General features: G+C 73.0%; 23 protein-coding genes and 1 tRNA gene. 14 read left to right on the forward strand and 10 right to left on the reverse strand.

Features of this window, described 5'->3' with window-relative positions:
- The first annotated feature begins 4 nt into the window (after positions 1–4).
- The 5 genes from OYE22_RS28370 (at position 5) to OYE22_RS28390 (ending at position 3,582) form a co-directional block, all read left to right on the forward strand.
- Positions 5–310: a 4a-hydroxytetrahydrobiopterin dehydratase gene (locus OYE22_RS28370; RefSeq protein WP_277323044.1), complete on the forward strand. Its 306-nt coding sequence runs from the start codon at positions 5–7 to the stop codon at positions 308–310.
- A 354-nt stretch (positions 311–664) separates the two neighbouring features.
- A complete protein-coding gene (locus OYE22_RS28375) occupies positions 665–1,210 on the forward strand; it encodes a sigma-70 family RNA polymerase sigma factor (protein ID WP_176160799.1) in 546 nt (181 codons plus the stop codon).
- Positions 1,201–2,028, forward strand: coding sequence for a hypothetical protein (locus OYE22_RS28380; RefSeq protein ID WP_277323045.1), 828 nt, complete (start codon positions 1,201–1,203; stop codon positions 2,026–2,028). The genes OYE22_RS28375 and OYE22_RS28380 overlap by 10 nt, the downstream gene beginning before the upstream one ends.
- Positions 2,025–2,405, forward strand: coding sequence for a hypothetical protein (locus OYE22_RS28385; protein ID WP_277323046.1), 381 nt, complete (start codon positions 2,025–2,027; stop codon positions 2,403–2,405). Before OYE22_RS28380 ends, OYE22_RS28385 begins: the two co-directional genes overlap by 4 nt.
- 199 nt (positions 2,406–2,604) lie before the next feature.
- Positions 2,605–3,582 (forward strand): class I SAM-dependent methyltransferase, encoded by a 978-nt coding sequence (locus OYE22_RS28390; RefSeq protein ID WP_277323047.1) that lies wholly within the window; start codon positions 2,605–2,607, stop codon positions 3,580–3,582.
- 322 nt (positions 3,583–3,904) lie between these two features.
- Here OYE22_RS28390 and OYE22_RS28395 read toward each other — a convergent pair whose 3' ends face one another.
- The gene (locus tag OYE22_RS28395; RefSeq protein WP_277323048.1) at positions 3,905–5,074 is read right to left on the reverse strand and encodes a S1 family peptidase; all 1,170 of its coding nucleotides are present in this window, start codon (positions 5,072–5,074) and stop codon (positions 3,905–3,907) included.
- Between the two features lie 294 nt (positions 5,075–5,368).
- On the opposite strand from OYE22_RS28395, the gene OYE22_RS28400 reads away from it, so the two are divergent.
- On the forward strand, positions 5,369–6,649 hold the full coding sequence (locus OYE22_RS28400; RefSeq protein WP_277323049.1) for an MFS transporter: 1,281 nt from the start codon (positions 5,369–5,371) through the stop codon (positions 6,647–6,649).
- 14 nt (positions 6,650–6,663) lie between these two features.
- Here the strand turns inward: OYE22_RS28400 and OYE22_RS28405 are convergent, their stop codons facing one another.
- A complete protein-coding gene (locus OYE22_RS28405) occupies positions 6,664–7,653 on the reverse strand; it encodes a LysR family transcriptional regulator (RefSeq protein WP_277323050.1) in 990 nt (329 codons plus the stop codon).
- 222 nt (positions 7,654–7,875) lie between these two features.
- Between OYE22_RS28405 and OYE22_RS28410 the strand changes: the two genes are divergently transcribed.
- Complete coding sequence (locus OYE22_RS28410) at positions 7,876–8,631, forward strand: SDR family oxidoreductase (protein WP_277323051.1); 756 nt, start codon at positions 7,876–7,878, stop codon at positions 8,629–8,631.
- A gap of 92 nt (positions 8,632–8,723) precedes the next feature.
- Here OYE22_RS28410 and OYE22_RS28415 read toward each other — a convergent pair whose 3' ends face one another.
- Positions 8,724–9,557 carry an aldo/keto reductase gene (locus tag OYE22_RS28415; RefSeq protein ID WP_277323052.1) on the reverse strand — a complete coding sequence of 278 codons (834 nt, stop codon included), beginning with the start codon at positions 9,555–9,557 and terminating at the stop codon, positions 8,724–8,726.
- A gap of 186 nt (positions 9,558–9,743) precedes the next feature.
- Positions 9,744–11,567 carry a long-chain fatty acid--CoA ligase gene (locus OYE22_RS28420; RefSeq protein ID WP_277323053.1) on the reverse strand — a complete coding sequence of 608 codons (1,824 nt, stop codon included), beginning with the start codon at positions 11,565–11,567 and terminating at the stop codon, positions 9,744–9,746.
- A 409-nt stretch (positions 11,568–11,976) separates the two neighbouring features.
- Between OYE22_RS28420 and OYE22_RS28425 the strand changes: the two genes are divergently transcribed.
- The 4 genes from OYE22_RS28425 to OYE22_RS28440 all read left to right on the forward strand — a co-directional run bounded on the left by OYE22_RS28425 (position 11,977) and on the right by OYE22_RS28440 (position 15,866).
- On the forward strand, positions 11,977–12,510 hold the full coding sequence (locus OYE22_RS28425; protein WP_277323054.1) for a hypothetical protein: 534 nt from the start codon (positions 11,977–11,979) through the stop codon (positions 12,508–12,510).
- A gap of 207 nt (positions 12,511–12,717) precedes the next feature.
- Positions 12,718–13,554 carry a DUF4097 family beta strand repeat-containing protein gene (locus tag OYE22_RS28430; protein ID WP_277323055.1) on the forward strand — a complete coding sequence of 279 codons (837 nt, stop codon included), beginning with the start codon at positions 12,718–12,720 and terminating at the stop codon, positions 13,552–13,554.
- Between the two features lie 516 nt (positions 13,555–14,070).
- A complete protein-coding gene (locus tag OYE22_RS28435; RefSeq protein WP_277323056.1) occupies positions 14,071–15,078 on the forward strand; it encodes an ATP-binding cassette domain-containing protein in 1,008 nt (335 codons plus the stop codon).
- A complete protein-coding gene (locus OYE22_RS28440) occupies positions 15,075–15,866 on the forward strand; it encodes an ABC transporter permease (protein WP_277323057.1) in 792 nt (263 codons plus the stop codon). The genes OYE22_RS28435 and OYE22_RS28440 overlap by 4 nt, the downstream gene beginning before the upstream one ends.
- Positions 15,867–15,952: 86 nt before the next feature.
- On the opposite strand, the gene OYE22_RS28445 is transcribed toward OYE22_RS28440, so the two are convergent.
- Positions 15,953–16,819 (reverse strand): LysR family transcriptional regulator, encoded by an 867-nt coding sequence (locus OYE22_RS28445; RefSeq protein WP_277323058.1) that lies wholly within the window; start codon positions 16,817–16,819, stop codon positions 15,953–15,955.
- A 139-nt stretch (positions 16,820–16,958) separates the two neighbouring features.
- Between OYE22_RS28445 and OYE22_RS28450 the strand changes: the two genes are divergently transcribed.
- Positions 16,959–18,014, forward strand: coding sequence for a bile acid:sodium symporter family protein (locus OYE22_RS28450; protein ID WP_277323059.1), 1,056 nt, complete (start codon positions 16,959–16,961; stop codon positions 18,012–18,014).
- A 109-nt stretch (positions 18,015–18,123) separates the two neighbouring features.
- Here the strand turns inward: OYE22_RS28450 and OYE22_RS28455 are convergent, their stop codons facing one another.
- The 3 genes from OYE22_RS28455 to OYE22_RS28465 all read right to left on the reverse strand — a co-directional run bounded on the left by OYE22_RS28455 (position 18,124) and on the right by OYE22_RS28465 (position 21,996).
- Positions 18,124–18,318, reverse strand: coding sequence for a hypothetical protein (locus tag OYE22_RS28455; protein WP_277323060.1), 195 nt, complete (start codon positions 18,316–18,318; stop codon positions 18,124–18,126).
- A 260-nt stretch (positions 18,319–18,578) separates the two neighbouring features.
- Positions 18,579–20,411: a sialidase family protein gene (locus OYE22_RS28460; RefSeq protein ID WP_277324367.1), complete on the reverse strand. Its 1,833-nt coding sequence runs from the start codon at positions 20,409–20,411 to the stop codon at positions 18,579–18,581.
- Between the two features lie 940 nt (positions 20,412–21,351).
- Positions 21,352–21,996: a TetR/AcrR family transcriptional regulator gene (locus OYE22_RS28465; RefSeq protein WP_277323061.1), complete on the reverse strand. Its 645-nt coding sequence runs from the start codon at positions 21,994–21,996 to the stop codon at positions 21,352–21,354.
- A 128-nt stretch (positions 21,997–22,124) separates the two neighbouring features.
- Here OYE22_RS28465 and OYE22_RS28470 point away from each other — a divergent pair, with 128 nt between their 5' ends.
- Positions 22,125–22,736 carry an NAD(P)H-dependent oxidoreductase gene (locus OYE22_RS28470; protein WP_277323062.1) on the forward strand — a complete coding sequence of 204 codons (612 nt, stop codon included), beginning with the start codon at positions 22,125–22,127 and terminating at the stop codon, positions 22,734–22,736.
- Between the two features lie 92 nt (positions 22,737–22,828).
- Here OYE22_RS28470 and fdhD read toward each other — a convergent pair whose 3' ends face one another.
- Positions 22,829–23,884 carry a formate dehydrogenase accessory sulfurtransferase FdhD gene (gene fdhD, locus OYE22_RS28475; RefSeq protein ID WP_277323063.1) on the reverse strand — a complete coding sequence of 352 codons (1,056 nt, stop codon included), beginning with the start codon at positions 23,882–23,884 and terminating at the stop codon, positions 22,829–22,831.
- 304 nt (positions 23,885–24,188) lie between these two features.
- Here fdhD and OYE22_RS28480 point away from each other — a divergent pair.
- Positions 24,189–24,276, forward strand: a tRNA-Leu gene (locus OYE22_RS28480).
- Here OYE22_RS28480 and OYE22_RS28485 read toward each other — a convergent pair.
- Positions 24,255–24,464 carry a hypothetical protein gene (locus OYE22_RS28485; RefSeq protein WP_277323064.1) on the reverse strand — a complete coding sequence of 70 codons (210 nt, stop codon included), beginning with the start codon at positions 24,462–24,464 and terminating at the stop codon, positions 24,255–24,257. The two genes, OYE22_RS28480 and OYE22_RS28485, sit on opposite strands and share 22 nt — an antisense overlap.
- Positions 24,465–25,158 lie beyond the last annotated feature (694 nt).

Here is a 25,158-nt window from a genome sequence, read left to right on the forward strand (position 1 = left end):
CCGCATGGCCGTAGAACCGCTGTCCCGGCAGGAGATCGAGGCGCGCCTTGGCGAACTGTCCGGCTGGAGCACGGACGGCGACCGCATCACCCGCACGTACGCGCTCGCCGGCCACCCGCAGGCCGCCGCCCTCGTCGTGCACGTCGCCCAGCTCCAGGAGGAGCTGAACCACCACGCGGACCTGCTGCTCAGCTACGACAAGCTGACCGTCACGGTGAACACGCACAGCGTCGGCGGCAAGGTCACCGACCTCGACCTGGAACTCGCCCGCCGCCTGGAGGCCATCGCCCCCGCCCACGGCGCCCGGTAGGCCGCGCCGCCACGGCCGCCCACCGCCACCGCGCCGCCCACCGCCTACCGTCACGCGCCTCCCACTCCGCCGAGGTCCCGGACCGCTGTCCCCGGTCCGGGGCCTCGTCGGTTTCGGGGAGCGCCGCCGGCCGGTCGGCGGGGCTCGGAGCGGTGTTACTGGACGCGCGTCCCGTCGTCGTCCTCGCCGGAGGCGCCGGAGGAGGGGTGGGCCTCGACGACCTCTCCCCTGAGATGTGCGGACCGTGGCGTGACCCAGTCCACGCGTGACGGGTGAGCCCCCGCCGTGTCGAACCCGGAGAGCGGTGCCCGAGGGAGCAGGCTGTAGCGGTATGGAACGGAGAGGAGCCGATGAGTGCCCGAACCCAGCGACAAGCTGCTGGCCGTCCGGGCCGGGGAAGGCGACGAGGCGGCGTTCGAGTTGCTGGTGCGCCGGCACAGCGGGCAGTTGCTCAGCCTTGCCACCCGGCTCCTCGGCAGCCGGGCGGACGCGGAGGACGCCGTGCAGGACGCGTTCGTGAGCGCGTGGCGCAGGCTCCCGGAGTTCCGGGCCGACGCGGCGTTCTCCACCTGGATGTACCGCATCGTGACCAACCGGTGCCTCAACCTGCTCCGCGCCCGCCGACCCACCCAGGACCTGAGCACGGTCCCCGAGCTGAGCGCGCCCGAACACGCGGCGTCCCCGGTGCGCGCCGCCGAGTCCACCGAGGTGGTACGGGCGCTCTCGGACGCGCTCGACGGCCTGACCCCCGAGCAGCGCGCCTGTTGGGTGCTGCGCGAACTGCACGGCCTGTCGTACGAGGAGATCGCTGACGTGACCCACATCAGCCAGCAGGCCGTACGCGGCCGGATCTTCCGAGCACGGCGCTACCTGACGGAGGCGATGGGCGCATGGCGGTAGGCATGAACCCGGGCTCGCCCGGCGACGGGCCGGACCGGGACCACGAGAACACCCACCCCCGACCCCACCACACCCCCGGCCCTGAGACCTCCTCGCGGCCTGATCCCACCCCGGCCCCCGACGCCGCCGCGAACCCCGACCCCACCCCGCGCCCAGACGCCCTTTCCGAGGCCGATCCCGAGGGCGCGGAGGAGGACGAGATCCTGCTGTGCGGGCGCTCGCTGTCGTCCGTGTGGGAGGCGGAGGAGCCGGACGAGCACACCACCGGCTGCCCCTACTGCCGCGAGGCGCTGACCGGCCTCGGCGTGCTCGACCGCTACGTACGGGAGGCGCGCGCCGAGCGGGAGCCGCCCGCCGAGGCGGTGACGGCCCGGGTGATGAACCTGGTCAGGTCCGAGCTGCGGCCCGGCCGGATGCTGCCGCTGGGTGAGCCCGTGGACGACGCGTGGATCGCCGAGGTCGCGGCGGCCAAGGTGTTCCGGGAGACCGCCGAGTCACTGCCCGGCGTGTTCGCGGGCAGTTGCAGGGTCATGCCGGTCGACCCCACGGCGGCCCGCCGCTCGCTGCTCCCCGGCGGCCCGCGCTACCGGGGACCGATGCGCGTGGCGCTGGAGCTGACGGCGGCACTGCACTGGACCGTTCCGGAACTGGCCACCCTCGTACGGCAGTTGATCGCCGACGCCGCGCGGGACGCCGTCGGCATGGACATCGTGGAGATCGACGTGTCCGTCGTGGACGTCCTGGGCGACGACCTCGGTGACGCGCCGGGCGGCGAGCCGCCGTTCTCCGACGAGACCCGCGAAAGGAGAGAGCGGTGATCCCCTCGCAGGAGGAAGCCAAGGAGCACACCAGCGTCCTGGAGGCGGCCGCCGACGCCGCCCGCCGGACGCCGGGCGTCGCGTACCTGCGACCCGGCTTCGGCGACCTGGTACGCGGCGCGGCGGTGCGCTACCGCTCCCGCGACGCCCAGGCACCGGCCGCCCACCGGATAGCGGGCGTCCGCGCGCAGCGCACCGACCCGCCGCGCGGCTGGAGCCTGCGCATCCACCTCGCGGTCGCCCGTGGGTACCGCGCGCTCGACGTCACCCGCGAGGTCCGTACGGCGGTCACCGAGGCCGTGAAGGAACTCTCGGCGGCGGCCGGCGCGCCGGAGCCACGGGTGAGCGTCACCATCACGGTGACCGACATCGCCTGAGACGCGGCCCCCAGGCCGGGTGCGGCGCGGGTTCGGGAAGGGCGCCGTGCCCGGGCGGGTCGGTGCCCTCGGACACCACCCCGCGTTGCCGAACCAGCAACGATGTTTGCCGGCACGCCGTACCCGGCGGCAGGCTCGTCGCAGGTGGCCGCGTAACGGCCGGCCCACCGCGACACCGTCACGAGCCGGAGGCAGCTTCATGACCCAGGCGCACTCCCACCCGCACACCCATCGGCCCGCGGACCAACCGTCCACGGGCCAGCCGCACGGACACGCCCACCACCACGCGGACCTGGACTGGGCGACGGAGGGGCCCCGCCTGGTGCGCGAGGCCGAGGTGTACCAGCCCGTCACCGAGCAGGTGCTCGGCTGGCTGCGCGAGCAGTTGGCCGCGACGGGCGGGCGGCCCGGCGCGGTGCGGCGCGTGCTCGACATCGGCAGCGGCCCCGGGGTCGCCACCTGCCTGCTCGCCGAGGCGTTTCCGGAGGCCGAGGTCGTCGCGGTGGACGCGGCTCAACCACTCCTCGACCTCACCGCCGAGCGCGCCGCGCGCCGCGGCCTCGGCGACCGGGTCAGCACGCTGCTGGCCGACCTCCCGGACGGCGTCGCCGGCGCCGCGCCCGAGGAGGCGGGCCCTCTCGTGGCCGGCATCGGCGAGGCCGACCTCATCTGGTCCCGCAAGGTGCTGCACCACGTCGGCGACCAGCGCGACATCGTGCGGCGGCTGGCCCGCGCGCTGCGCCCGGGCGGGCTGATGGCCCTGACCGAGGGCGGGCTGCCGCTACGGTTCCTGCCCCGCGACTTCGGCCTCGGCCGGCCCGGCCTCCAGGCCCGGCTGACCACGGCCACCGAGGAGCGGTTCGACGGCATGCGGGCCGGGCTGCCGGGCAGCACCCGGGTGGTCGAGGACTGGGCGGCCCTGCTCACCGACGCCGGCCTGCGCGAGGCCGCCAGCCGCAGCTTCCTGCTCGACCTGCCGGCGCCGCTCGGCGCGGACGGGCGCGCGTACCTGACCTCCGTCCTGTCCCGCTTCCAGGAGCACGCGCCGGAGCTGCTGGACGCGGAGGACGCGATCGTGCTCGACCAGTTGCTCGACCCCGAGAACCCCGAGGGCATCGCCCGCCGCCGGGACGTGTTCGTGCTGACGGCCGAGACCGTGCACACCGCGCACGCGTAGGCCCCGGGCGCTACCGGCGGACCCGGGCGGCGGCCCACGGGCGCGCCTGTCGGCCCCCTCGCCCGTCGCGTACGCCGAGCGCCGCCGACCCGGTGCGGGGCGGCGGCGCTGGTGGTGTGGGACAGGGGCGAGCGGCGCGGGCGTGGGGGCGCGGGCGCTGGGTTGGTACGGACACTGGGTCGGTACGGACACCGGACGCGGGGGCCGACGCGCTGGCGTCGGCCCCCGGTCGTGCCGTGGTCGTACCGCTGGCCGTTCATCGGGTCGGTCAGCGGGCCCGGGTGGTGCGGGCCGGCGGGCCCGCACCACGGGTGGGGGTGGGTCAGCCGGTGACCAGCTTGAGCCCGTAGGCGCTCAGGATCGGGTTGATCGGCTGGTGGTACGTGGTGCCACCGCTGCTGCAGTTGCCGGAGCCACCGGAGGTGACACCCTGCGCCTGGCTGCCGGAGATGTACGAACCACCGGAGTCGCCGGGCTCGGCGCAGACGCTGGTGCGCGTCACGCCGGAGACGGTGCCCTGCGGGTAGCTGACGCTGGTGTTGTGCTGCTGCACGGTGCCGCAGTGCCAGCCGGTGGTGGAACCGGAGCGGCAGATCGAGCCGCCGACGGCGGTCTGCTGCGAGCCGGAGACGGTGACGTTGCCGCTCGGGCCCTTCACCCACGGGCGGGCCGTCCACTGGCTGTTGACGGCGACCCAGGCCATGTCGGCACCGGGGAAGCGGGACGCCTGGAAGGTGCCCTGCGCCACGCGGTTGTAGCCGGTGGTGGACTGGCCGGCGCGGCCGCAGTGACCGGCGGTGGCGAAGCCCTGCTGGGTGCCCTTGGTCACCGAGAAGCCGACGGAGCAGCGCGAGCCGCTGCCGATGTAGTACGCGTCGCCGCCGCGCACGTCGTAGAACGTCCGCGGCTGCTCGGCGGACTTGACCACGCGCACCAGCGAGCTGTCCGCACCGCTCTTGGCGATCAGGGTGCGGGCGGCGGCCGGGTCGGAGGCGCGGACCACGACGCTGTTGGACTTGACGTCCACGTACCAGACCGGGGCGGCCTTGGTGGAGTTGCCGCGGGCCGCCCGGTCGAGCGCGCTCTTCGCGGCGTCCAGTTCCTTCAGGGTGTGCTTGACGACCTGGGCCTTGGCGCCGGTGGCGGAGATGGGGGCGCTGTCGGCCGGGTCGGTGGTGGCGACGACCAGGCGGGCGTCGTCGCCGGTCAGCCAGGAGCCACCGAAGTCGGCGCCGACCGTGCCGCGGAGCTTGGCCTCCAGGGTGGCGGCCCGGTACTCGTTCGCTATGCGCTCCTTGGCCTCAGTGGGGGTCAGGCCGAGGTCGCGCTCCATCGCCTTGAGCATGCCGGCCGGCAGCGCGGGGGTGGCGCTCTCGGCGGCGACGGTGGAAGCGGACGAGGGGCCGTTGTCGGCCACGGCGGGAAGGGTGGTCAGGGAGAAGGCGCTCATGGCGATGGCGCAACCAGCGATCAAGCCACGTCTGCGGAGCATCTGGTGTTCTCCTCATGTCGGGGGTGGCGTCACCGTAATCCGGACGGGCTTGGACGTGGACCTGTCAACTTCCTCATATCGCGACGATATGGCGCCGATCACGCCGTCCGGCCGGGAAGACCCCGTTGCGGGGTGCGGCGATCGGCTGCCCGCCGGACGGACCGCGCGTCGCCGGCCGCGGGCCACCCTGGTCAGAAGGGCCTCGACGCGGCGTACGGGGCCCGCCCCGCCCGCGTGACTCGCGCCCCCTCCCGCGCTTTGACAGCCGGGCGCGCGGTATGTCTACAACTTGTCATGACGACACCATCTGTTGACCCGGCGGGCTGCCAGTCGGCGCCCGTGAGAACCCCGTTGCGCAGGACGCGCGACTTCCGGAACCTCTGGCTGTCCCGGGTGCTTTCCGTACTAGGTTCGTCCGTCACCCTCGTGGCGATGCCGGTGCTGGTGTACCAGGAAACAAGGTCTCCCTTCCTCGTTTCCCTGGTCGCCGCGGGCGAGGCCCTGCCCTACGTGCTCTTCGGGCTGCTCGCCGGGGCCCTCGCCGACCGGGTGCGCCGCCGCCGGCTCATGGTCGCCGCCGACCTGCTCAACTGCGCCTGCGTCGGCAGCGTGCCCCTCGCCGCCGCCCTGGGCGCGCTGACCCCCGCCCACATCCTGGCGGCCGCGTTCCTGTCGTCCACGCTGTCCGTCTTCTTCGACGCGGCCGGCTACGGACTCCTCCCGGCCGCCGTGGGCCGCGACCGGCTCGCCGAGGCCAACAGCGCGCTGTGGGGCGGCGAGACGGCCGTGCGAATCGCGGGAACGGCGATGGCCGGCACCCTGATCGCCGGCACCAGCGCCTCCGGCGCGCTCACCTTGGACGCGCTGTCCTTCCTCGCCTCCGCGCTGCTGCTCCGGGGCGTCGGGCACGCGCCGACCCACCCGGGCGACGGCGCGACGGCCCGGCCCGGGCTGCTGGCCTCCATCCGCGAGGGGCTGCGCTTCCTGTGGGGGCACCCGGTGTTGCGGACCATGACCGTCGCCGGTGGCCTCCAGTCCTTCGCGGGCGGCGCCTTCATCGGCCAGTTGGTCATCTTCGCCGACCGCGAACTCGACATCGGCGCGTCGGACGCCAGGATCGGGCTGCTCTTCACGTCCTGGAGCGCCGGCGGCATTCTCGGATCGCTGCTGCTACCACGGTTGCGGCGCCGGGTCAGCGCCCCGCGGATCATGCTGGTCGCGCTGCCGGCGAGCGCGGTGCTCGGCCTCGCGGCCGTGCTGGCCACCGACTGGCGCCTCGCGCTGGTCGCGATCGCCGCCTGGGGCTCGACCTATCTGCTGGTCATCGTCAACACCATGACCTACGCCCAGGAGGTCACCCCCGAGGAACTCCAGGGCCGGGTGAACACGACCCGGCGCATGCTCTCGTCCGGCCTCGGGGTCCCGCTGGGAGCGCTGGTCGCGAGTTCGGTGACGGCCGCCGTCCACGTGCGCGCCGGACTGCTCCTGGCGGTGGCCGCGATCGCCCTGGCCTCGGTGGTCGTCTGGGCCGCCTACCCCAGCACGCGCGCCGTGCCCGAGAAGGCGGTGACCTGACGCCGGCTGTCGCCTCAGGGGGCGGCCGGGCCGACCGTGGCCGTGCCGAAGGCCGCGCTACATCGCGCGTGGGACCGCAGCCAGGTCGCGTACGGCTCGCTGCGCCGCACCGCGTCCGCGTGCGTGGCCCTGGCGTGCCCCGCGACGGCGGGCGCGGTGTCGGCGGCCGGCGCGCCGGGGTGCCAGCCGATCATGTGCCGCCAGCTCAGCGGCGCCCCGGCCAGCGGCCGGACGACCACGCCGGGCGTCGGCGGGAAGGTGGCCCGGCACAGGCCCACGGCGCGGCCCACCTGGACCAGGTGCACGCAGGAGGCCGTATCGGTCTCGAAGACGGAAACCGGTGTGAAGCCGGCGCGTGCGCAGGCCGCGGCGAAGCAGTCCCCGAAGCACCCGTCACCGGGTACGTTCGTCCACGACTCCGACGCCAGCGCGCTCAGCTTCAACTCCGCCTCGCCCGCCAGCGGATGGTCCTCGACCAGCATCACGAAGACCGGGTCGGTGCCGATCGGCTGCCAGGTCAGTTGGTCGGCCACCGGCGGCGGGCTCTGCCCGCACACGCCGACGAGCGCGTAGTCCAACCGCCCCTCGACGACCATCGTGCTCAACTCCTGTACGGACCAGGAGGTGTACGTGCTGACCGGGGCGGACGGGTGGGCCGTCGCCAACCGGTCGATGAGGCCGCCGAGGAGTGGTCCGTGGGTGCCGCCGATGCGGAACCGCTGGATGTGCGCCCACGCGTTCGCGAACCGCACGGCCTCCTCCTGGAGCTCGCGCACCGCGGGCAGCAGCACCCGGGCCCGGTCCAGGACCAACTCGCCCAGCGGGGTCGGTCTCGCCCCGGTGCGGTCCCGAACGAACAGCGGTCCGCCCAGTGCCCGCTCAATCCGCTTGAGCTGGGTACTGAGGGCCGGCTGCGCGAGTCCCAACGAGGCTGCGGCCTTGGTCAGCGAGCCGGTGTCGGCTATCGCGCGTATCGCTCTGAGGTGCCGCAACTCAAGCTCCATATGCGAAAGCTATGGCGGCATCTGCGTGGCAGCAATACACGTGCCCGACCTTCTCGCGTAACCTCCCTTTCCGCCACGGTGACCCGTGGCGACGGCGGCCTGGCAGGAATGCGGGGGCGTGCCCGGCGAGTTGGCATCTGCGAACCCTGATCACGGGGTGGGTGGCGCCCCACGCGGAGCCGCGCCCCGCCCCACGTACCGCCGTCGAAAGGCAGGACCCTGATGTCCACCTCGGACACGACCCCAGCCCCCGCCCCGAACTCGCCGCTCGCCGACCGCACCGTCGTCATCCTCGGCGGCGGCTCCGGCATGGGATACGCCGTGGCGCGCCGCTCGGTGGCGCACGGGGCCCGGGTGGTGCTCGGCGGGCGCACGGCCGACCGACTGGCCGCCGCGGCCGAGACGCTCGGGGAGCGGGCGAGTTGGCGCACGGTGGACACCACCGACCAGGATTCGCTGGCGGCCTTCTTCGCCCCGCTGGAGCGCGTGGACCACCTGTTCACGCCGGCCGCCTCGTACCAGACGGGGCCCATGCTGGAGCTGGACGACGAGGCGGCCGAGTCCCCCTTCACCTCGAAGTTCTGGGGGCAGTACTACGCGGTCAAGCACGCCGCGCCCAAGCTGGCCCGCGACGGCTCGGTGGTGCTGGTCTCCGGTGCGGCGAGCGTGCGCCCGTTCGGCGCGGCCCCCGCGTACGCGGCGTGCAACGCGGCCGTCGAGGGGCTCGGGCGCGGCCTCGCCGTGGAGCTGGCCCCGGTGCGGGTCAACGTCGTCTCGCCCGGCGCCCTCGACGGCGACCTGTGGGGGCGCCGCCCGGCCGAGGTGCGGGAGGAGGGCTTCGCGCGCTACCGCGAGGCCACGGTCCTGGACCGGATAGGCACCGAGGACGAGGTGGCCGACAGCGTGGTGTTCCTGTTCGGCAACCGCAACATGACCGGATCCACGCTCTACCCCGACGGCGGATACGCGCTGCGCTGACGCCCGGGTAAGCCGCCCTTCCGCCGCCTACGGGCGCACCCCCGCCGCCCGCCCCGTAGAGGGCGAGCGGCGGGGGCGCGGCGAGAGTGGGCTCAGCCCACGTCGAAGGTGTCCGGGTCCGGCCCGGTGCGCCGACCGGCGTCGAGGCCGGCCAGGGTCGCGAGGTCGTCAGCGTCCAGCTCGAAGTCGAACACGTCGATGTTCTCGCGGATGCGCGAGGGGGTCACCGACTTGGGGATGACCACGTTCCCGAGCTGGAGGTGCCAGCGCAGGACGGCCTGGGCCGGGGACTTGCCGTGCTTGGCCGCGATGGCGCCGATCTTCGGGTCGTCGAGCAGGCCCTTGCCGGAACCCAGCGGGGACCACGCCTCGGTGGCGATGCCGTGCTCGGCGTGGAAGGCGCGCAGCGCGCCCTGCTGGAGGTGCGGGTGCAGCTCGATCTGGTTGAGCGCGGGGACCACCGAGGTCTCGGCGAGCAGCCGCTCCAGGTGCGCGGGGTGGAAGTTGGACACGCCGATCGCCTTGGCGCGACCCTCGGCGTGGATCTTCTCCAGCGCCTTGTACGTGTCCACGTAGGCGTCCCGGGCGGGCACCGGCCAGTGGATCAGGTACAGGTCCACGTAGTCGAGGCCCAGCTTGCTGAGCGAGGAGTCGAAGGCGCGCAGCGTCGCGTCGTACCCTTGGTCGGTGTTCCAGACCTTCGTCGTGATGAACAGTTCCTCGCGGGGAATGCCCGACTCGGCGACCGCCTTGCCCGTGCCCTCTTCGTTCTCGTACGCGGCGGCCGTGTCCACACTGCGATAGCCGGCCTCAAGGGCCGTGCTCACCGCGGCGGTGGCCGCGTCGTTCTCCACCTGCCACACGCCGAAGCCAAGCTGCGGCAGCGGGGCGCCGGTGTTCAGGGTGATTGAGGGGACCTTGCTCACGAGCAATCGATCCTTACGTTGGGGGTCGTCGTACTCCAGCGTCAACGCGGCGCCCGTTGATCGCATTCCCACCGCGACAGCATTCCCGCCCCCGCCCGCGCGGCCCCTCGGCCCGCCCCGGCGCCCCCGACCCGCGGCGGGCCCGCGCGCACGGGACGCGCACGAGGCGCGTGCGGCGCGCGTACGTCAGGTGCTGTAGAGCGCCTCGACCTCACTGGCGTACGCCTGCTCGATGGCCTTCCGCCTGAGCTTGAGGGACGGCGTGAGCAGCCCCTGTTCCTCGCTGAACTGGGCGGCCAGTATCCGGAACGTACGGATCGACTCGGGGTGGGAGACCAGCGTGTTGGCCGCCACCACGGCCCGCCGGATCTCGGCCTCCAGATCGGGGTCGCGGACCAGCTCGGCCGGCGGCAGGCGGGGCTTGTCGCGCATCTGGAGCCAGTGCGCGACCGCGTCCGGGTCGAGGGTGACCAGCGCCGCGACGAACGGGCGGTCGTTGCCGACCACGACGCACTGCGCGACCAGCGGATGGGCCCGCACCCGCTCCTCCAGGGCCAGGGGCGAGACGGTCTTGCCGCCGGAGGTCACCAGGACCTCCTTCTTCCGGCCGGTGATGGTGAGGTAGCCGTCCTCGTCGAGGGCTCCGATGTCGCCGGTGGCCAGCCAGCCGTCGCGCAGCGCGGCGGCGGTCGCCTTCGGGTCGCCGAGGTAGCCGGCGAAGACCTGCCCGCCGCGCACCAGCACCTCGCCGTCGTCGGCGAGCCGCACCGTGGTGCCGGGGATGGGCAGGCCGACGGTGCCGAAGCGGGGGCGCTCGGGCGGGTTGGCGGTGGCCGCCGCCGTCGACTCGGTCAGTCCGTACCCCTCGAAGATGGTGATGCCGGCGCCCGCGAAGAACAGCCCGAGCCGCCGTTCCATCGCCGAGCCGCCCGACATCGCGTGCCGGATGCGCCCGCCCATGGCCTCGCGGATCTTGCCGTAGACGAGCTTCTCGTAGAGCTGGTGCTGGACGCGCAGGGCGGCGCCGGGGCCGCCGCCGGCGCCGAACGCCCGGCGTTCGGCGGCCTCCGCGTGCCGCACCGCCACCTCGAACGCCTTGTCGAAGGGGCCCGCTTTGCCCGCCGCCTCGGCACTGCGCCGGGCCGCGGCGAAGACGCGCTCGAAGATGTGGGGAACGGCCAAGATGAAGGTGGGTCGGAAGGTGCGCAGGTCCGGCAGCAGGGCGGCGGCGGACAGCTCCGGCTGGTGGCCCAGCTTCACCCGGCACCGCACGGCGGCGACCTGCACCATCCGCCCGAAGACGTGGGCCAGTGGCAGGAACAGCAGGGTGCTCGCCTCGTCGCCGGGCCGGGAGTGGAACACCGACTCGTAGCGCGCGACGATGTTGTCGGCTTCCGCCATGAAGTTGGCGTGGGTCAGGACGCAGCCCTTGGGGCGGCCCGTCGTGCCCGAGGTGTAGATGATCGTCGCGGTCGAGTCGGGGGTCAGCGCCAGCCGGTGCCGGTGCACCACGTCGTCGTCCAGGTCCCGCCCGCAGGCGAGCAGGTCCGCCAGCGCCCCGGCGTCCAGTTGCCAGAGCTGGGTGAGCCGGGGCAGCCGGTCGATGACGGAGCCGACGGTCATGGCGTGGTCCTCGTGCTCGACCACGCACGCCCGCACCTCGGCGTCGTGCAGCGTCCACAGCACCTGCTCGGCGGACGAGCTGGGGTACAGCGGTACGGACTGGGCGCCGATCGACCACAGCGCGAAGTCGAACAGGGTCCACTCGTAGCGCGTGCGGCACATGATCCCGACCCGGTCGCCGAACCGTACGCCCCGCACGAGCAGGCCCTTGGCCAGGGCCAGCACCTCGTCGCGGAACTCGCCCGAGGTCACGTCCCGCCAGCGGCCGTCGACCTTGCGCGCGAACGTCACCCGCCCCGGGTCGTCGGCGGCATGGTCGAACACGGCGTCCGCCAGCCCTCCGACCTGCGGCGCCGTCACCAGGGGTGGGACGGTGAACTCGCGCAACTACTCACTCCTCGGCTCCACGCAGCGCCGCGACCGTACCCGACCCCACATGCGTCGGGCGGTGGCGCTCCGTATTCGATGGCGATGGCATCGCCGCTGGTCAACGCGGTGAGACGGGCCTATTCGTAACCCCTTGGGCGAACATCGGGGCGGTGGCGCGATCTTTGTGGCCGGATTCTGCACCGAATCTTTCCGAACGAGGCACCCCGGCTCTACACCCGCGCACTCGCTTTCTGTCGTTTCTGTCCTCTCCGTCGGCGAGCCGGGTCGCCGGGCGGGTTGGGGAGCGGCGGAGAGGTGGGTCCGGCCGGGCCGGCCCGCGCGGGCGGGGTGCCGCTGTGGCGCTCTGATGGCGCCTGTGGCGCGCTTGGAACTTGTCGTGGCGCCACATTGGCGCCATGATGGCGCCATGGACCTCGCACCGTACGTCGACAACCTCCGACACGAACTGGCGGTGGCCGCGGCAGCGGGCGGCGACGAAGCCCGCGCACTGGCCGAGCGGCTCACCGCCCCGCTGGAGTCGGCCGCCCGACTCACCCTGCTGAACGCGCTGTCCGCCGCGGCGGACGAGATCACCCGCGAGCTGGCGCCGGGCTCGGTCGACGTGCGGCTGCGCGGGCTCGACCCGGAGTTCGTGGTGACGGCGCCGCCGGAGCCGGAGGCGTACGAGCAGGCGCGGGAGCACGAGGGGGCACCGGACGGCGCGCCGCCGCCCCCGCCGCTCGCGCCGGAGGGCGAGGACGGTGGCACGGCCCGGATCAACTTCCGGCTGCCCGCCCACCTCAAGACCCGGATCGAGGACGCCGCGAGCCGCGAGGGGCTCTCGGTCAACGCCTGGCTGGTGCGCGCGGCGGCCACCGCCCTGGAGCCCGACGCCGGTGGGCGCGGCCCGGGCCGTGGCCGCCGCCGCGGCGGCCAGAGCTACACCGGCTGGGTGCGCTAGCCGCGGGCGCACGGCCCTGTGGCCCGCGCGCCCGGCCACCCCGCGCGTCCGCCGCCCAACGCGCCCGCCGCGCCACCAATGCGGCGCCCGCCGCGCCCCGCCACCCACACGACACCACACCACACCAGCCCCAGGCCGCCACGCGGGGTCGCGGCCAGTCCGTCAGCCAACACCCGAGTCATCACCCAAGCCCAGGACGGGACCGCCATGCCTGAGTTCGACACGCCCGAACCCATCTCCGTGACCGTAGAAGGCGACTTCGGCGACACCCGCGTCACGGCCGGAAAGCGTGCCGTGACGGTCGTCGAGGTGCTGCCGGACAACGGCGCCGACGAGAACGACGTCCGGGCCGCCCAACAGACCAAGGTCACCTACGCGAACGGCACCCTGCTGGTCAAGGGCCCCAAGCGGCGCTCCCTCTTCGGCCGTACCGGGACCCTGGACGTGACCATCGAACTTCCCACGGGCTCGCACGTGCGGGGCGGGATGGCCGTCGGGGACGTCATCTGCGAGGGCCGGTTCGGACACTGCGACCTCAAGGTCTCGGTCGGCGACATCCGGGTCGGCGAGGCCGAACGCGCCCACCTCAGGACCGGACTCGGCGACATCGCCGTGGACCACGTGGCCGGCGAAGCCGAGATCAACGGCGCGGGCCGGGTCACCGCCGGGACGCTGCGCGGCGCGGCGACGATCAAGAACCTGCACGGCGAGACGACCGTCGGCGAGGCCGGCGGCGACCTGCGGGTCAACTCCTCCAACGGGCGGATCTCCATCGGCGTCGCCCACGCCGGGGTCGATGCCAGGTCCGCCCACAGCGGCATCCGGGTCGGCGAGGTCGCGCGCGGCACGGTGACGCTCCAGACCGGCACCGGCGACCTGGAGGTCGGCGTCCGGGAGTCCGTCGCCGTCTGGTTCGACGCCCACTCGGGGCTGGGAGCGGTACGCAACACCCTGGGCCCGACCGAGGAACCGCACGCCACGGACGAGACCGTCCAGGTACGCGCCCGCACCCGACTCGGCGACATCCTGCTCCACCGCTCCTGACCCACACCACCCCGCAGCCCGCCCAAGTGCCCGCCCACACCCGGTAGTTCACCGCTCCCGACGCGCTCCCAGGCGGGCGGCCCTCACCGCGCACCTGCCCGCCCCTCGGCACCTTCACGGCCCGGGGCGCGGCCCCCGTACGCATCGGCCCCACCCTGCCCCGTCGCGCCCGCCGCCCGTGTCCACGTTCACCCCGCCGCGGCCGGGCCAGTCAGCCACGCCAACGCGCCCGGCCAGCCGACGTGGTCACACAGCCGACGACAGGCCAACTAGACCGTGTCAATGGGTAGTTGGCCGCCGCTTCCGCCACGTAGCGCCTCCACCGGCGCTCCCGTACGACCGCCCACCGGCACGCGCCACCCACCCCTGCCCGCGACGGGCCCCGCCCCAGCACACCCACAACGGCCGTGCACCCACACCCAACCCACTTACACCCAACCCACCCACCCAACCCACTCACATCCAACCCACTCACACCCAACACACTCACACCCAACACACCCAAGGAAGAGGCTCATGTCCGCCACTCACACCGGGGCGTCGAGTGCCGCCCCCGCGACAGCGGCAATATCCGCGGCCGGGTTGCGCAAGTCCTACGGCGACAAGTTGGTGCTCGACGGCATCGACCTGCGCATCGCCGAGGGAACCATCTTCGCGCTGCTCGGGCCGAACGGTGCCGGCAAGACCACGACCGTGGAGATCCTGTCCACGCTGATCAGCCCGGACGGCGGTGAGGCCCGGGTCGCCGGCCGCGACCTGGTGCGCGAGCCGGACGGCGTCCGCGCCGCCATCGGCGTCACCGGTCAGTTCGCGGCGGTGGACAACCTGTTGACCGCCGAGGAGAACATGTTCCTGATGGCGGACCTGCACCACCTCGATCGGGCCGAAGGCCGCCGCCGCACCGCCGCGTTACTACGCCGGTTCGACCTGGCCGACGCGGCCCGCAGGTCGGCCGCCACCTTCTCGGGTGGCATGCGACGCAAGCTCGACCTGGCGATGACGCTGGTCGGCGATCCGCGCGTCATCTTCCTCGACGAGCCGACCACGGGCCTGGACCCACGCAGCCGCCGCACCATGTGGGACATCATCCGCGAGCTGGTCGCCGAGGACGGCGTCACCATCTTCCTCACCACGCAGTACCTGGAGGAGGCCGACCAACTCGCCGACCGGATCGCGGTCCTGGACCGTGGCAAGCTGATCGCCGAGGGCACCGCCGAGGAGCTCAAACGCCGCATCCCGGGCGGCCACATTCAACTCTCCTTCGCCGAGCCGCACCGCTTCCAACTCGCCGCCGAACTCTTCGAGACGGCCGTACGCGACGCCGACACCCGCACCCTGCGCATTCCCAGCGACGGCAACGTCTCGACGCTGCGGGCCGTGCTCGACGTCCTGGACGGCGCCGCGCTGGAGGCCGACACGCTCACCGTGCACACGCCCGACCTCGACGACGTCTTCCTCACCCTCACCAGCCCCACCAACGACCGCCCCACCAACCCCCGCCCCACCCACCGGAGCGCGTCATGAGCACTGCCTCCCACGCCGTCACCGACTCGATGACCATGCTGCGGCGCAACCTGCGGCACGCCGTGCGCTACCCGTCGATGACGTTCGCGGTCGTCGGCATGCCGGTCATGATGCTGTTGTTGTTCAACTACGTCTTCGGCGACGCCCTGGGCACCGGCATCGCGGGCGCGCCGACGGGCGGCGGCGACTACATCGACTACGTGGCACCCGGCATCATCCTGATGGCGGCCACGTCCGGGTCCCTGGTCACCGCGGTCGGCGTGTGCGTCGACATGACCGAGGGCATCGTGAGCCGGTTCCGCACCATGGCCATCTCGCGCGGCTCCATCCTGACCGGCCACGTGGTGGGCAGCGCGATCCAGACCATGGTCAGCATCGCGCTCGTCGTCGGCGTCGCGCTGGCCATCGGCTTCCGGCCGAACGCCAACCCCGCCGAGTGGATCGCCGTCATCGGGCTGCTCGCCCTGGTGACCCTGGCGCTGTCCTGGCTGGCGGCCGCCATGGGCCTGGTGTCCAAGAGTGTCGAGACCGCGAGCAACGCGCCCATGCCGCTCCAGTTCCTCCCGTTCGTCGGCAGCGCCATCGTGCCGCCGGAGTCGATGCCCACCGGCGTGCGCTGGTTCGCCGACTACCAGCCGTTCACACCCGTCATCGAGACGCTGCGCGGGTTGCTGCTCGGCACCGGGATCGGGAACAGCGGTCTCATCGCCCTCGCCTGGTGCGTCGGCCTCACCGCGGTCGGCTACCTGTGGTCGCGGGTGGCGTACGACCGGATCGTCAAGCGGTAGCGCGCCACGGGGCACCCCCGTGCGGGCCCCCGACCGAACCCGCTCCCTCCCGCGAGGTTCGGCCGGGGCGGGCGCGGGGCTCGCGGTCACCCACCCCGGTGCAGCCGGTCCCCGCCCGCGAGGAGCGCCGAGGCCAGCGCGTCCGCGCCGCCGTGCGCGGCGCCCGCGCCCGCGCCGCGCAGCAGCGCGAACTCCACCGAACCCAGGTCGGGCAGGCCCACCCGGTCCGGCACCCGGACCAGGCCGGGCGGGATCATGCCCCGGGTGTGCGCCATGACGCCGAGCCCGGCCCGGGCCGCGGCGACCAGCCCGTTCAGGCTGCCGCTGGTGCACGCGATCCGCCAGGCCCGGCCGTGCCGCTCCAACACCTCAAGGGCGCGAGCCCGGGTGATGCCAGGTGGCGGGAACAGGATGAGCGGCAGCGGCCGGTCCGGCTCGATCCGCAGCCGATCGCTGCCGATCCAGACCAGCCGGTCCCGCCACACGAGCTGGCCCCCGGGCCGGTCGGGCGAGCGCTTGGCGAGGATCAGGTCGAGCCGCCCGGCCTCAAGCAACGCGTGCAGCGTCCCGGACAGCTCCACGGTCAGCTCCAGGTCAACGCGCGGATGGTCGCGGCGGAACCCCTCCAGGATCTCCGGAAGCTGGGTCAGTACGAAGTCCTCGGAGGCCCCGAACCGGAGCCTGCCGTGCGGCCTGGCGCCCGCGAACCAACGCGCCGCGCGCTCGTTCGCCTCCAGGATCGTGCGGGCGAACCCCAGCATCGCCTCGCCGTCCTCGGTCAACTCCACGCTGTGCGTGTCGCGGAGGAAGAGTTGCCGACCGGCCGCCGCCTCCAGCTTGCGCACCTGCTGGCTGACCGTCGACTGGCGCAGCCCGAGCCGCTGCGCGGCCTGCGTGAAGCTCAGCGTCTGGGCGACCGTACGGAAGGTGCGCAACTGCGCCGGGTCGAACATGCCGCCACCGTAACCCGTCATCGCATGCCGTGATGACAGTGAGAACGGTATGCGCCTTTCCCGATGAGCGAACGGTGCGGCAGGGTGGCCGGGTACCGGCCGCCCCGGCCGGGGAGAGTTCCGACCGGAGAGGGAGCCCATGCGCCGCCCCGCCCTCGCGATGCCCGGCTGGCTGCCGCTCGACGGGTTCGTCCTGGCGCTGGTGGCCACTGTCGGACTGGCCGCCCTGCTGCCGGTGACCGGGCAGGCGGCCGTGGTCGCCGACGCCACCACCACGGTCGCCGTCGCCGGCCTGTTCTTCCTCTACGGCGCCCGGCTCTCGGCCCGCGAGACGCTGGCGGGGCTCGCCCACTGGCGGTTCCACCTGTCCGTCCTCACCTGCACCTTCGTGCTGTTCCCGGCGCTCGGCCTGGCCGCCGGTGCGCTGGTCCCGCTGGTGCTCACGCCCCACCTCCACACCGGGCTGCTCTTCCTGTGCCTGGTGCCCTCCACCATCCAGTCCTCCATCGCCTTCACCTCGGTGGCCCGTGGCAACGTGGCCGCGGCCATCGTCGCTGGCTCCTTCTCCAGCCTGGTCGGTGTGGTCGTCACGCCCGTGCTGGCCGGGCTGCTGCTGGGCGCGAGCGGCGGGTTCTCGGTCGGCTCGCTGCTGACCATCGCGCTCCACCTGCTGGTGCCGTTCCTGGCCGGCCAACTGCTACGCCGCTGGGTCGGTGGCTTCGTCGCCCGCCATCGGCGCGTGCTCGGATACGCCGACCGGGGCTCGATCCTGCTGGTCGTCTACACCGCCTTCAGCCACGGCATGGCCGACGGCGTGTGGCAGCAGGTCACCTGGGCGCGGCTGCTGGCCCTGCTCGGCGTGGAGGCGGCGCTCCTGGCCGCGATGCTCACCCTCACCTCGTACGGCGCGCGCCGCCTCGGCTTCCCGTACGCCGACCGGGTGGCGATCACCTTCGCCGGCTCGAAGAAGAGCCTGGCGGCGGGGTTGCCCATGGCGAGCGTGCTGTTCGGCGCGGACGCGGGGCTCGCGGTGCTGCCGCTCATGCTTTTCCACCAGATGCAGCTCATGGTCTGCGCCGTCCTGGCCAGGCGGTACGCGACCCGCGCCCCGCACGACCCGACGCCGGCCCCCCTGCCAACCACCACCGGCCCGACGCCCCGGCCGAGCGACGAGGCCCGAGTCTCGTCACCCTAGGGACCACCGACAAGCGGGCGCCCCCGGGCCCGGCCGCCTCACCCCGAGGTCCCGGCGCCGGGGGAGGGCCGGGCGGCCCAGTTCTCCTCCGGCGCCCACCGGCACGCCGCTACTGGTCCCAGTTCTCGTCACCGACGGCGTTGGCGGCGAACTCGCGGATGGACTCGTCGACCTCGAACTGGTGGTCCCGGTCGAGCTTCTGGTAGTTCGCCTCGAACTCCTCCTCGGGCATCGTCTCGATGCTGGTGCTCAGGATCACGACGAGCTGCTCCTGCTCCTCGAAGCTCAGCGGCTCCGCGGTCATGTGTCCCCCTCGGTGACGGTCGGCCTGCTGCCAGGGGCGAGCGTACGACGCCCTGCCGGCAACCGGAGCCGGCAGGGGGCTTGTTGGGGCACCCCCGGCGCACTCACCCGCACCTCCCCGTGGTTGACCCCCGCTCGCCCCGTGCCGGCCGGCCGCGAGCCGCCTCGTGGGCCCACCCTCCGAGCGGGCCGGACCACCGGCGAACACGCGTCGGCCCCGGCCGCCCGTGGGCGTACCGGGGCCGACGCGCGCGTGGTGCGTCAGGGCTGGCGTACGCGATCCAGCGGCAGCCACAGCACCGCGCCGTCACCGGCGATGCCCTGTGCTGACGTGGAGCCCAACCGTTCGATGTCGGCGTCCGGCAGGGCGCGGTCGACGACCAGCACCTCGTCCAGCGCGCCCGTCAGGTGGGAGCGGCTGTCGACCTTCTGGCCGACGTGTACGCCGAAGACCGAGTTGCGGCTGACCGAACCGGCCGGGGCGCGCACCGAGGTCGGCGTGCCGTCCACGAAGAGGGTGAGTTCGCCGCCGCCGCGACGCAGCGCCAGGTGGTGCCAGCGGCCGTCGTTGTACGCGTCCGGGGCGCGCACCGTCGTGGTGACCGGCGGCGCCGCGCCCTCCACCGTCAGCATGGACGCGGTGATCCGGTCGCTGCCCGGCTCGCCGCGCACCGCCACCTGGGGCGACTTGTTGCCGACCCCGCCCATCCACAGGAAGGGTTGCTCGCCGCCGGTGGCCCCGTACCGGAACCACAGGCTGACGGTGAAGTCCCGCTCCCGGAGCGGCAGCGTCTCGCGGAACGGCAGCCGCACCGCGTCGTTGACGCCGTCGAACTCCACCGCCCGTCCGAACCGTCCCTCGCCCGTGCGCGCCCCGCCCAGCACCGCGGCCGGCCGCGCGCCGCGCCCGCCGTCCGGCGTCGTCGGGTCGGGCCCGCGGCGTGGTCCGAGCCAGTCCTCGGTCAGGCGCGCGAAGCGGATCTCGTCGCGGGCGTCCACGGCCCCGCCCTCGTACAACAGCCCGACCTGGCCGTTCGACAGGGCGACCAGGTCGGAGTAGCCGGACCAGTCGGTGGTCACCACCGCGCCCCGGTCCACGCTCTCCCAGGTGCGGCCCTCGTCGTAGGAGGAGCGGATCATCATCGTGCGCCGCCGGTCCGGGTCGGCCGGCGCGGACAGCAGCAGCCGGCCGGGGCCGCGCCGGCCCGCGCTGGGCAGCCGGACCACCGCGCCCTGCACCATCGGCGTGTACAGGTCGGGCAGCGCGCGGAACGGCGCCTGGAAGCTCTCCCCGCCGTCCCGGCTCACCGTGGCGTCCCGATGGCCGAGGTCCTTGCCGTCCTGCTCGCGCCCGTTGACGTAGATGCCGCCGTCGACCCGCTCCACCAGCGTCAGTTCGGACGGCTTCTGCCGGAACGTCCCGTCGGGGGCCAGCGGCCACGTGTCCTGCGCGCCGAGCCGCCACGAGTCGCCCCCGTCGTCGCTCAGCACCAGCGCGGCGTGGTTCTCGGTGATGCGGTCGGTCCCGTAGCTCTCCGCGTTGATGCCGAACACCAGCCGCCCCGCGTGCTTGCCTCGGGTGAGTTGGATGCCGTGCACGGGCCCGGTGGCGTACCACGCGTCCCAGCGCGGATCACGGATCTGGTCGCTGAGGTCGCGCGGCGTCGACCACGTCGCCCCGTCGTCGTCGCTGTGCTGCAGGTGCGGCCTGCGGTCACAGGGAACCTCGCAGTTCCCCGCGTCGCCCCGCCCCGCGTTGTACGTGCTGGCCAACAGGATGCGACCGGTCTCACGGTCCACGATCGGCACGGGGTTGCCGTGCGTGTCGCCCCTGCCCTCGTCGATGACCTGGAGCTTGGACCAGGTGCGCCCGCCGTCGAAGGAGCGCTTGAGGACGAGGTCTATGTCGCCCGCGTCGCCGCAGTTGTCCACCCGCCCCTCGGCGAACGCCAGCACGGTCTTGTCCCGGGTCTCGACGATGGCGGGAATCCGGAAACAGGCGTAGTCGCCGTCCTCGGGCGCCTTGAAGAGCACCTGCTGCTCGATGCCCGCGCGAGCCGCCGCCGCGGCCTGCCCCGGCACCACGGCCCGCACCGGAGCGGGCAGCAGCGCCAGCAGCAGGAAGGCCGACAACGTCGTCCGGCGCACAGTGCGCAGGCGTGCGCGGCGCACGTGCACGCGTGTGCCGCGGCGAGTGGCGCCGCGGCGGGCGCCGCAGCGCCGGCGCCGGCCGGTGACGCGTGGGTCAGTCGAGTCGTTCGAGCCTGTGGTGTCGTACGAGCCGCGGCCTGACGAGGTGTGGGCTGGATGCGCCTCGTGTGGACGCTGAGTGGATGGGGATTGCTGAGATCTGCCGCCTCTAGCGGGGTCTTCGTGAAGTTCTGACGCCATACTCGGACCTGCCCTTCGAAGGCATCTGGACATCAAGACATCCCACGTCCCATGTGCGCTGCGCAGAAGTTACTTCTCTCCCGACTACCCTCACAAGAACCGCGCGCCGCGCGGGCTTCACTCGCTCAGGGGAACCAAGAACACATGGTCGAAGCCGTACGGCGGCGCCACCCCACGCCCCGTGCCAGCCTCACCCACCCACCCACTCCACCGGCCTGGTCCCGCCCCTCGCCGACGTCTGGCGTGAAGGGGGGCGCCGTGTGCGTACGGCCTGGGCAGGTAGGGCCGTGGCTCGGCACCCGGGTGACGCGCAGGCCCGGCGGCTCGCTGATGTGACGGGCCGTCTGCCACTGCCGGGCACGGCCCGTGCCCCGCTCGATGAGCATGCCCATAAGCAGGTAACTGGCGCCGCCGGGGCGCCAGTTGGTGTCCGATGGGCAGTCGGGGGAGTGTCGCGGGACGCCGGCCACGCGGCGCCCGGGAGCCAACCGCCGGTAGCGGTTGGCCGAGTAGCCGCGCCCGGAGTGCCCCGCCGGAAGCGGCTCTGGGTGTTGGGTGTGGCTGGCCAGGCCGTCGGCGTGTTGATGAGTTGACGACCCGTCGTCGGCCCGCGTCGGAGCTGGCGGAGAGTGGGCCCGAGGGGTCAGCGCCGGTAGCCGTTGAGGAAGACGTGAATGCCGGCGGCGATCCTGTCGTCGGCGTCCTCCCGCGTGGGTGCGTCGAAGCCTGGCCGGGCGGGGTCCGTGGCGGAGATCAGCAGCATGAGGTGGATGGCGGCCTGGTCGGGATCGGCGGTGTGGAGCAACCCCTGCTCCGACCACTGACGCAGGTACGCGGCGAGCGCGCGGCGGACGCGCAGCGGGCCGGTTTCCTGCCAGACGCCGATGGCGGCCGACGGGATGTGTCCGGCCTCGGCGTGGATCTGGCGTACGAGCGCGAAGTGTGCCGCGTGCGTACCGGTCATCGGGGCGGTGAACTCGCGGCCGAAGTCGAGGAGATCGGCCTCCAGGTCGGTGACCTTGCGCAGGTGCCGGTCGATGATGGCGAGCTGGGCTTCGGCGGCCAGCGTGGCGCTCTCCTGGATGGTGGCCTGGAACAGCTCGGCCTTGTCCCCGAAGTGGTTGTAGATGGTGCGCGTGGAGACCCCGGCCTCGGCGGCGATGGCGTCGATGCTGGCCCGGGCGTAGCCGTCTCGGGCGAAGACGGTCAGCGCACCGTCGAGGATCGCCTTCCGCTTGTCCGCCGACCTGCCACGGGGGCGACCGGCTGCGGTGTTCTGACTGGGCACGCTGGGTCCTCCGAGTTATTTGCAGTGAGCGTTTTACTAATTACCACGACCGTTGTACTTTAGCTCGTGCTGGGGCGCACGGACCGCGGTACGTCGTTGCGCCTGGACGTCGAGTCGAGGAGATACCCATGCTCAGGATCGCCATCATCATCGGCAGCACCCGGTCGACCCGCAGAACGGCCGTCGCGGCCGACTGGGTCGCCCAGGTCGCCACCCGGCACGCAGCCGTCACCCGGGGAGAGGCGACCTTCGAAACCGTGGACCTGGCGGACTACGCGCTCCCCGTCCTCGACGAGCCGCTTCCGGCCCTGTTCGGCGACTACCGCCACCCGCACACCATCCGGTGGGCGCAGGTCATCGGCTCGTACGACGGGTTCGTCTTCGTCACCCCGGAGTACAACCACTCCTTCCCCGGCGCGTTGAAGAACGCGATCGACTTCCTGTACGCGGAGTGGAACAACAAGGCGGCCGGTTTCGTCAGCCACGGCGTGCACGGCGGCACCCGAGCCGTGGAACACCTGCGGCTGACCATGACCGAACTCCAGGTCGCCACCGTGCGCACCCAGGTCGCCCTCTCGGCCTTCACCGACTTCGAGATCACCGACCCGTCCGAGCCGGGCGCCATCACCCCGGGGCCCCACCAGGAGCCGACGTTGAACGAGCTGCTGGACGAGGTCATCGCCTGGTCAGGGGCGCTCAAGCCGCTGCGTACGACCAGCCCGCAGGCGACACCCGCGTAGCGGCGACAAGCGTCGGGAAATCTTCGAGGCCAGCGGCGCCCTGCTCGCCGAATGTGTCCCCGGCCACCCTCACCCCGCGCCCGCCGGCGCGCCTATCCCTCCCAGCTCACCCGCTCCGCACCCGCGTACACGTTCATGTCCGCGCCCCGCAGGAAGCCGACCAGGGTCAGCCCCGTCTCCTCGGCCAGGTCGACCGCCAGCGACGAGGGCGCCGACACCGCGGCGAGCACCGGGATGCCCGCCATCACCGCCTTCTGCGCCAGCTCGAAGGACGCGCGCCCCGACACCAGCAACACGCTGGAGGACAGCGGCAGCCGCCCCTGCTGGAGGGCGCGGCCGACGAGCTTGTCCACGGCGTTGTGCCGGCCCACGTCCTCCCGTACGTCCAGCAGTTCGCCCTCCGCCGTGAACAGCGCGGCGGCGTGCAGCCCGCCGGTGCGCTCGAACACGCGCTGCGCCGCGCGCAACCGATCCGGCAACGCGGCCAGCACGTCGGGGGAGAGGACGACCGGCGTGGCCGGGTCACCCACGGGCCAGCGCGCGGTCGTACGCACCGCGTCCAGGCTGGCCTTCCCGCACAGCCCACACGACGAGGTGGTGTACACGTTGCGCTCCAGCGCGATGTCGGGCAGCGGGACCCCGGGCGCGAGGTGCACGTCGACCACGTTGTACGTGTTGGCGCCCCGGGCCCCGGGGCCACCCGGGGCGCTTCCGGCGCCGCCCCGCGTGTCGATCACGGGCAACCCCGCGCCACCCCGCCCCACCCCGCCGGCCCGTCGCCCGACGGCGGCGGGCAGTGGGGCGGCCGCCCACCCGGCAGCCACCCCACCGCCCCCGCCAGCCGCGTCGCCCAACCCACCCGGCGACCCGTCGACCAGCTCGTCAGGCGACTCCTCCCGTGGCGCGGCGACCGCTCCCGCGCAGTACGCGATGGTGGCCAGGTCGCTGTCGCGCGCGAGCACACCCTCGCTCACCAGGAACCCGGCGGCCAGCGCGAAGTCGTCCCCCGGGGTGCGCATCGTGATCGCGAGCGGCTTGCCGTTCAGCCGGATCTCCAGCGGCTCCTCGGCCACGAGCGTGTCGGGCCGCGTACTGACCTTGCCGCCACGGATGCGTACCACGCGCCGTCGCTCGGTGACCCGTCCCATGGTGTCGATCCATCCTGGTCGTCGCGATGCCGTCGGCCAACCCGCGTACGCGCCGGCCCTGCCTCCCGCATTGTCACCCATCGCGACACGTCACGGGCTCGGCGCGAGCCCGACGACCACGGCCGGCGCCACCCACTCCGCCGGCCGATCGCGCCATCACGCTGCGTGCGTGACCCACCGCTCTGCGACCCCTGGCTGTCACGGCTCCCGGACCCCTCGTGAGGTGCGGATACGCAGGTGAAACGCACCGCGAATCCTTGGTATCGTTATCCATGTCGCCGCGGGGAACCGCGGAGCACACCTAGTCCGGGTGGCGGAATGGCAGACGCGCTAGCTTGAGGTGCTAGTGCCCTTTATCGGGCGTGGGGGTTCAAGTCCCCCCTCGGACACCATCCAAATCCCCACGGTCGTTCTCTGACCGTGGGGATTTTGTGTTGCACTCGACGAGCCTGATCTCGGCGCGCACGATCGCGCGGTTGGCTTCGTAGGTGAGGTGGAGGCCGAGGCGTCGGTAGATCTCGATCTTGTCAGCGGTCTCTGCTTTCTGGATGACGGTGGTGAGATCGCTGATGGAACGCACGATCCGCGCGATCTCGTCCGGCTCATGCGGGCGGCGGGACCGTGGGTAGCGACACGGAGATCGGCCTCGGCTTTGACGCGGCGAGCCTGGGTTTCGGCGACCCACTGGGTGACGATGGTGGGGTCGGCACCGGCTTCGAGAGCGGCGCGGTGGGCGGCGAGCTTCGCGGTGCACTCGGCGATCACCCGCCGAGCCGTGGTGGCTACGGCGGCGTTCTCGGTCCCAGTGGCCGTGCTGAGGGACATCTGATCGATGGTGTCGTCCAGCCGGTGCGGGCGGAACACCTCGCTCACCCAGGTGTCCAACGGGGGGATGACCCAGCTTTCACGCAGGTAGATGTTTCGTGGGTGCTGGACGTGATTGGCCAGGGCGTATTCCTCGGGGAAGCGGCAGCGGTAGTAGGCCTCGCCGTGGGACCACTGCCCTTGCATCCGTCGCGTACACAGGGCGCAGGTGAGGCGCCCCCGGAAGAGGTAGGGATTGTGGGTGCGGTGCTGTAGGTGGGGGGTGCCGGTGTGGGCGCGGGAGCGCAGGGTGGCTTGGGCTCGGGCGAAGGTGTCGTCGTCTACCAAGAGGGTGTGGACGATCTTCTTGGAGACGATCCACTTGTCCTGGCTGTTCCAGCGCATGGTGGTGGCGTAGCCGAGGGTGACGTCTTCGACGTCGGCCAGGGTTTCGTGTTTGTGTTGCCGGT

It is taken from the genome of Streptomyces sp. 71268, assembly GCF_029392895.1.
Classification (GTDB): domain Bacteria; phylum Actinomycetota; class Actinomycetes; order Streptomycetales; family Streptomycetaceae; genus Streptomyces.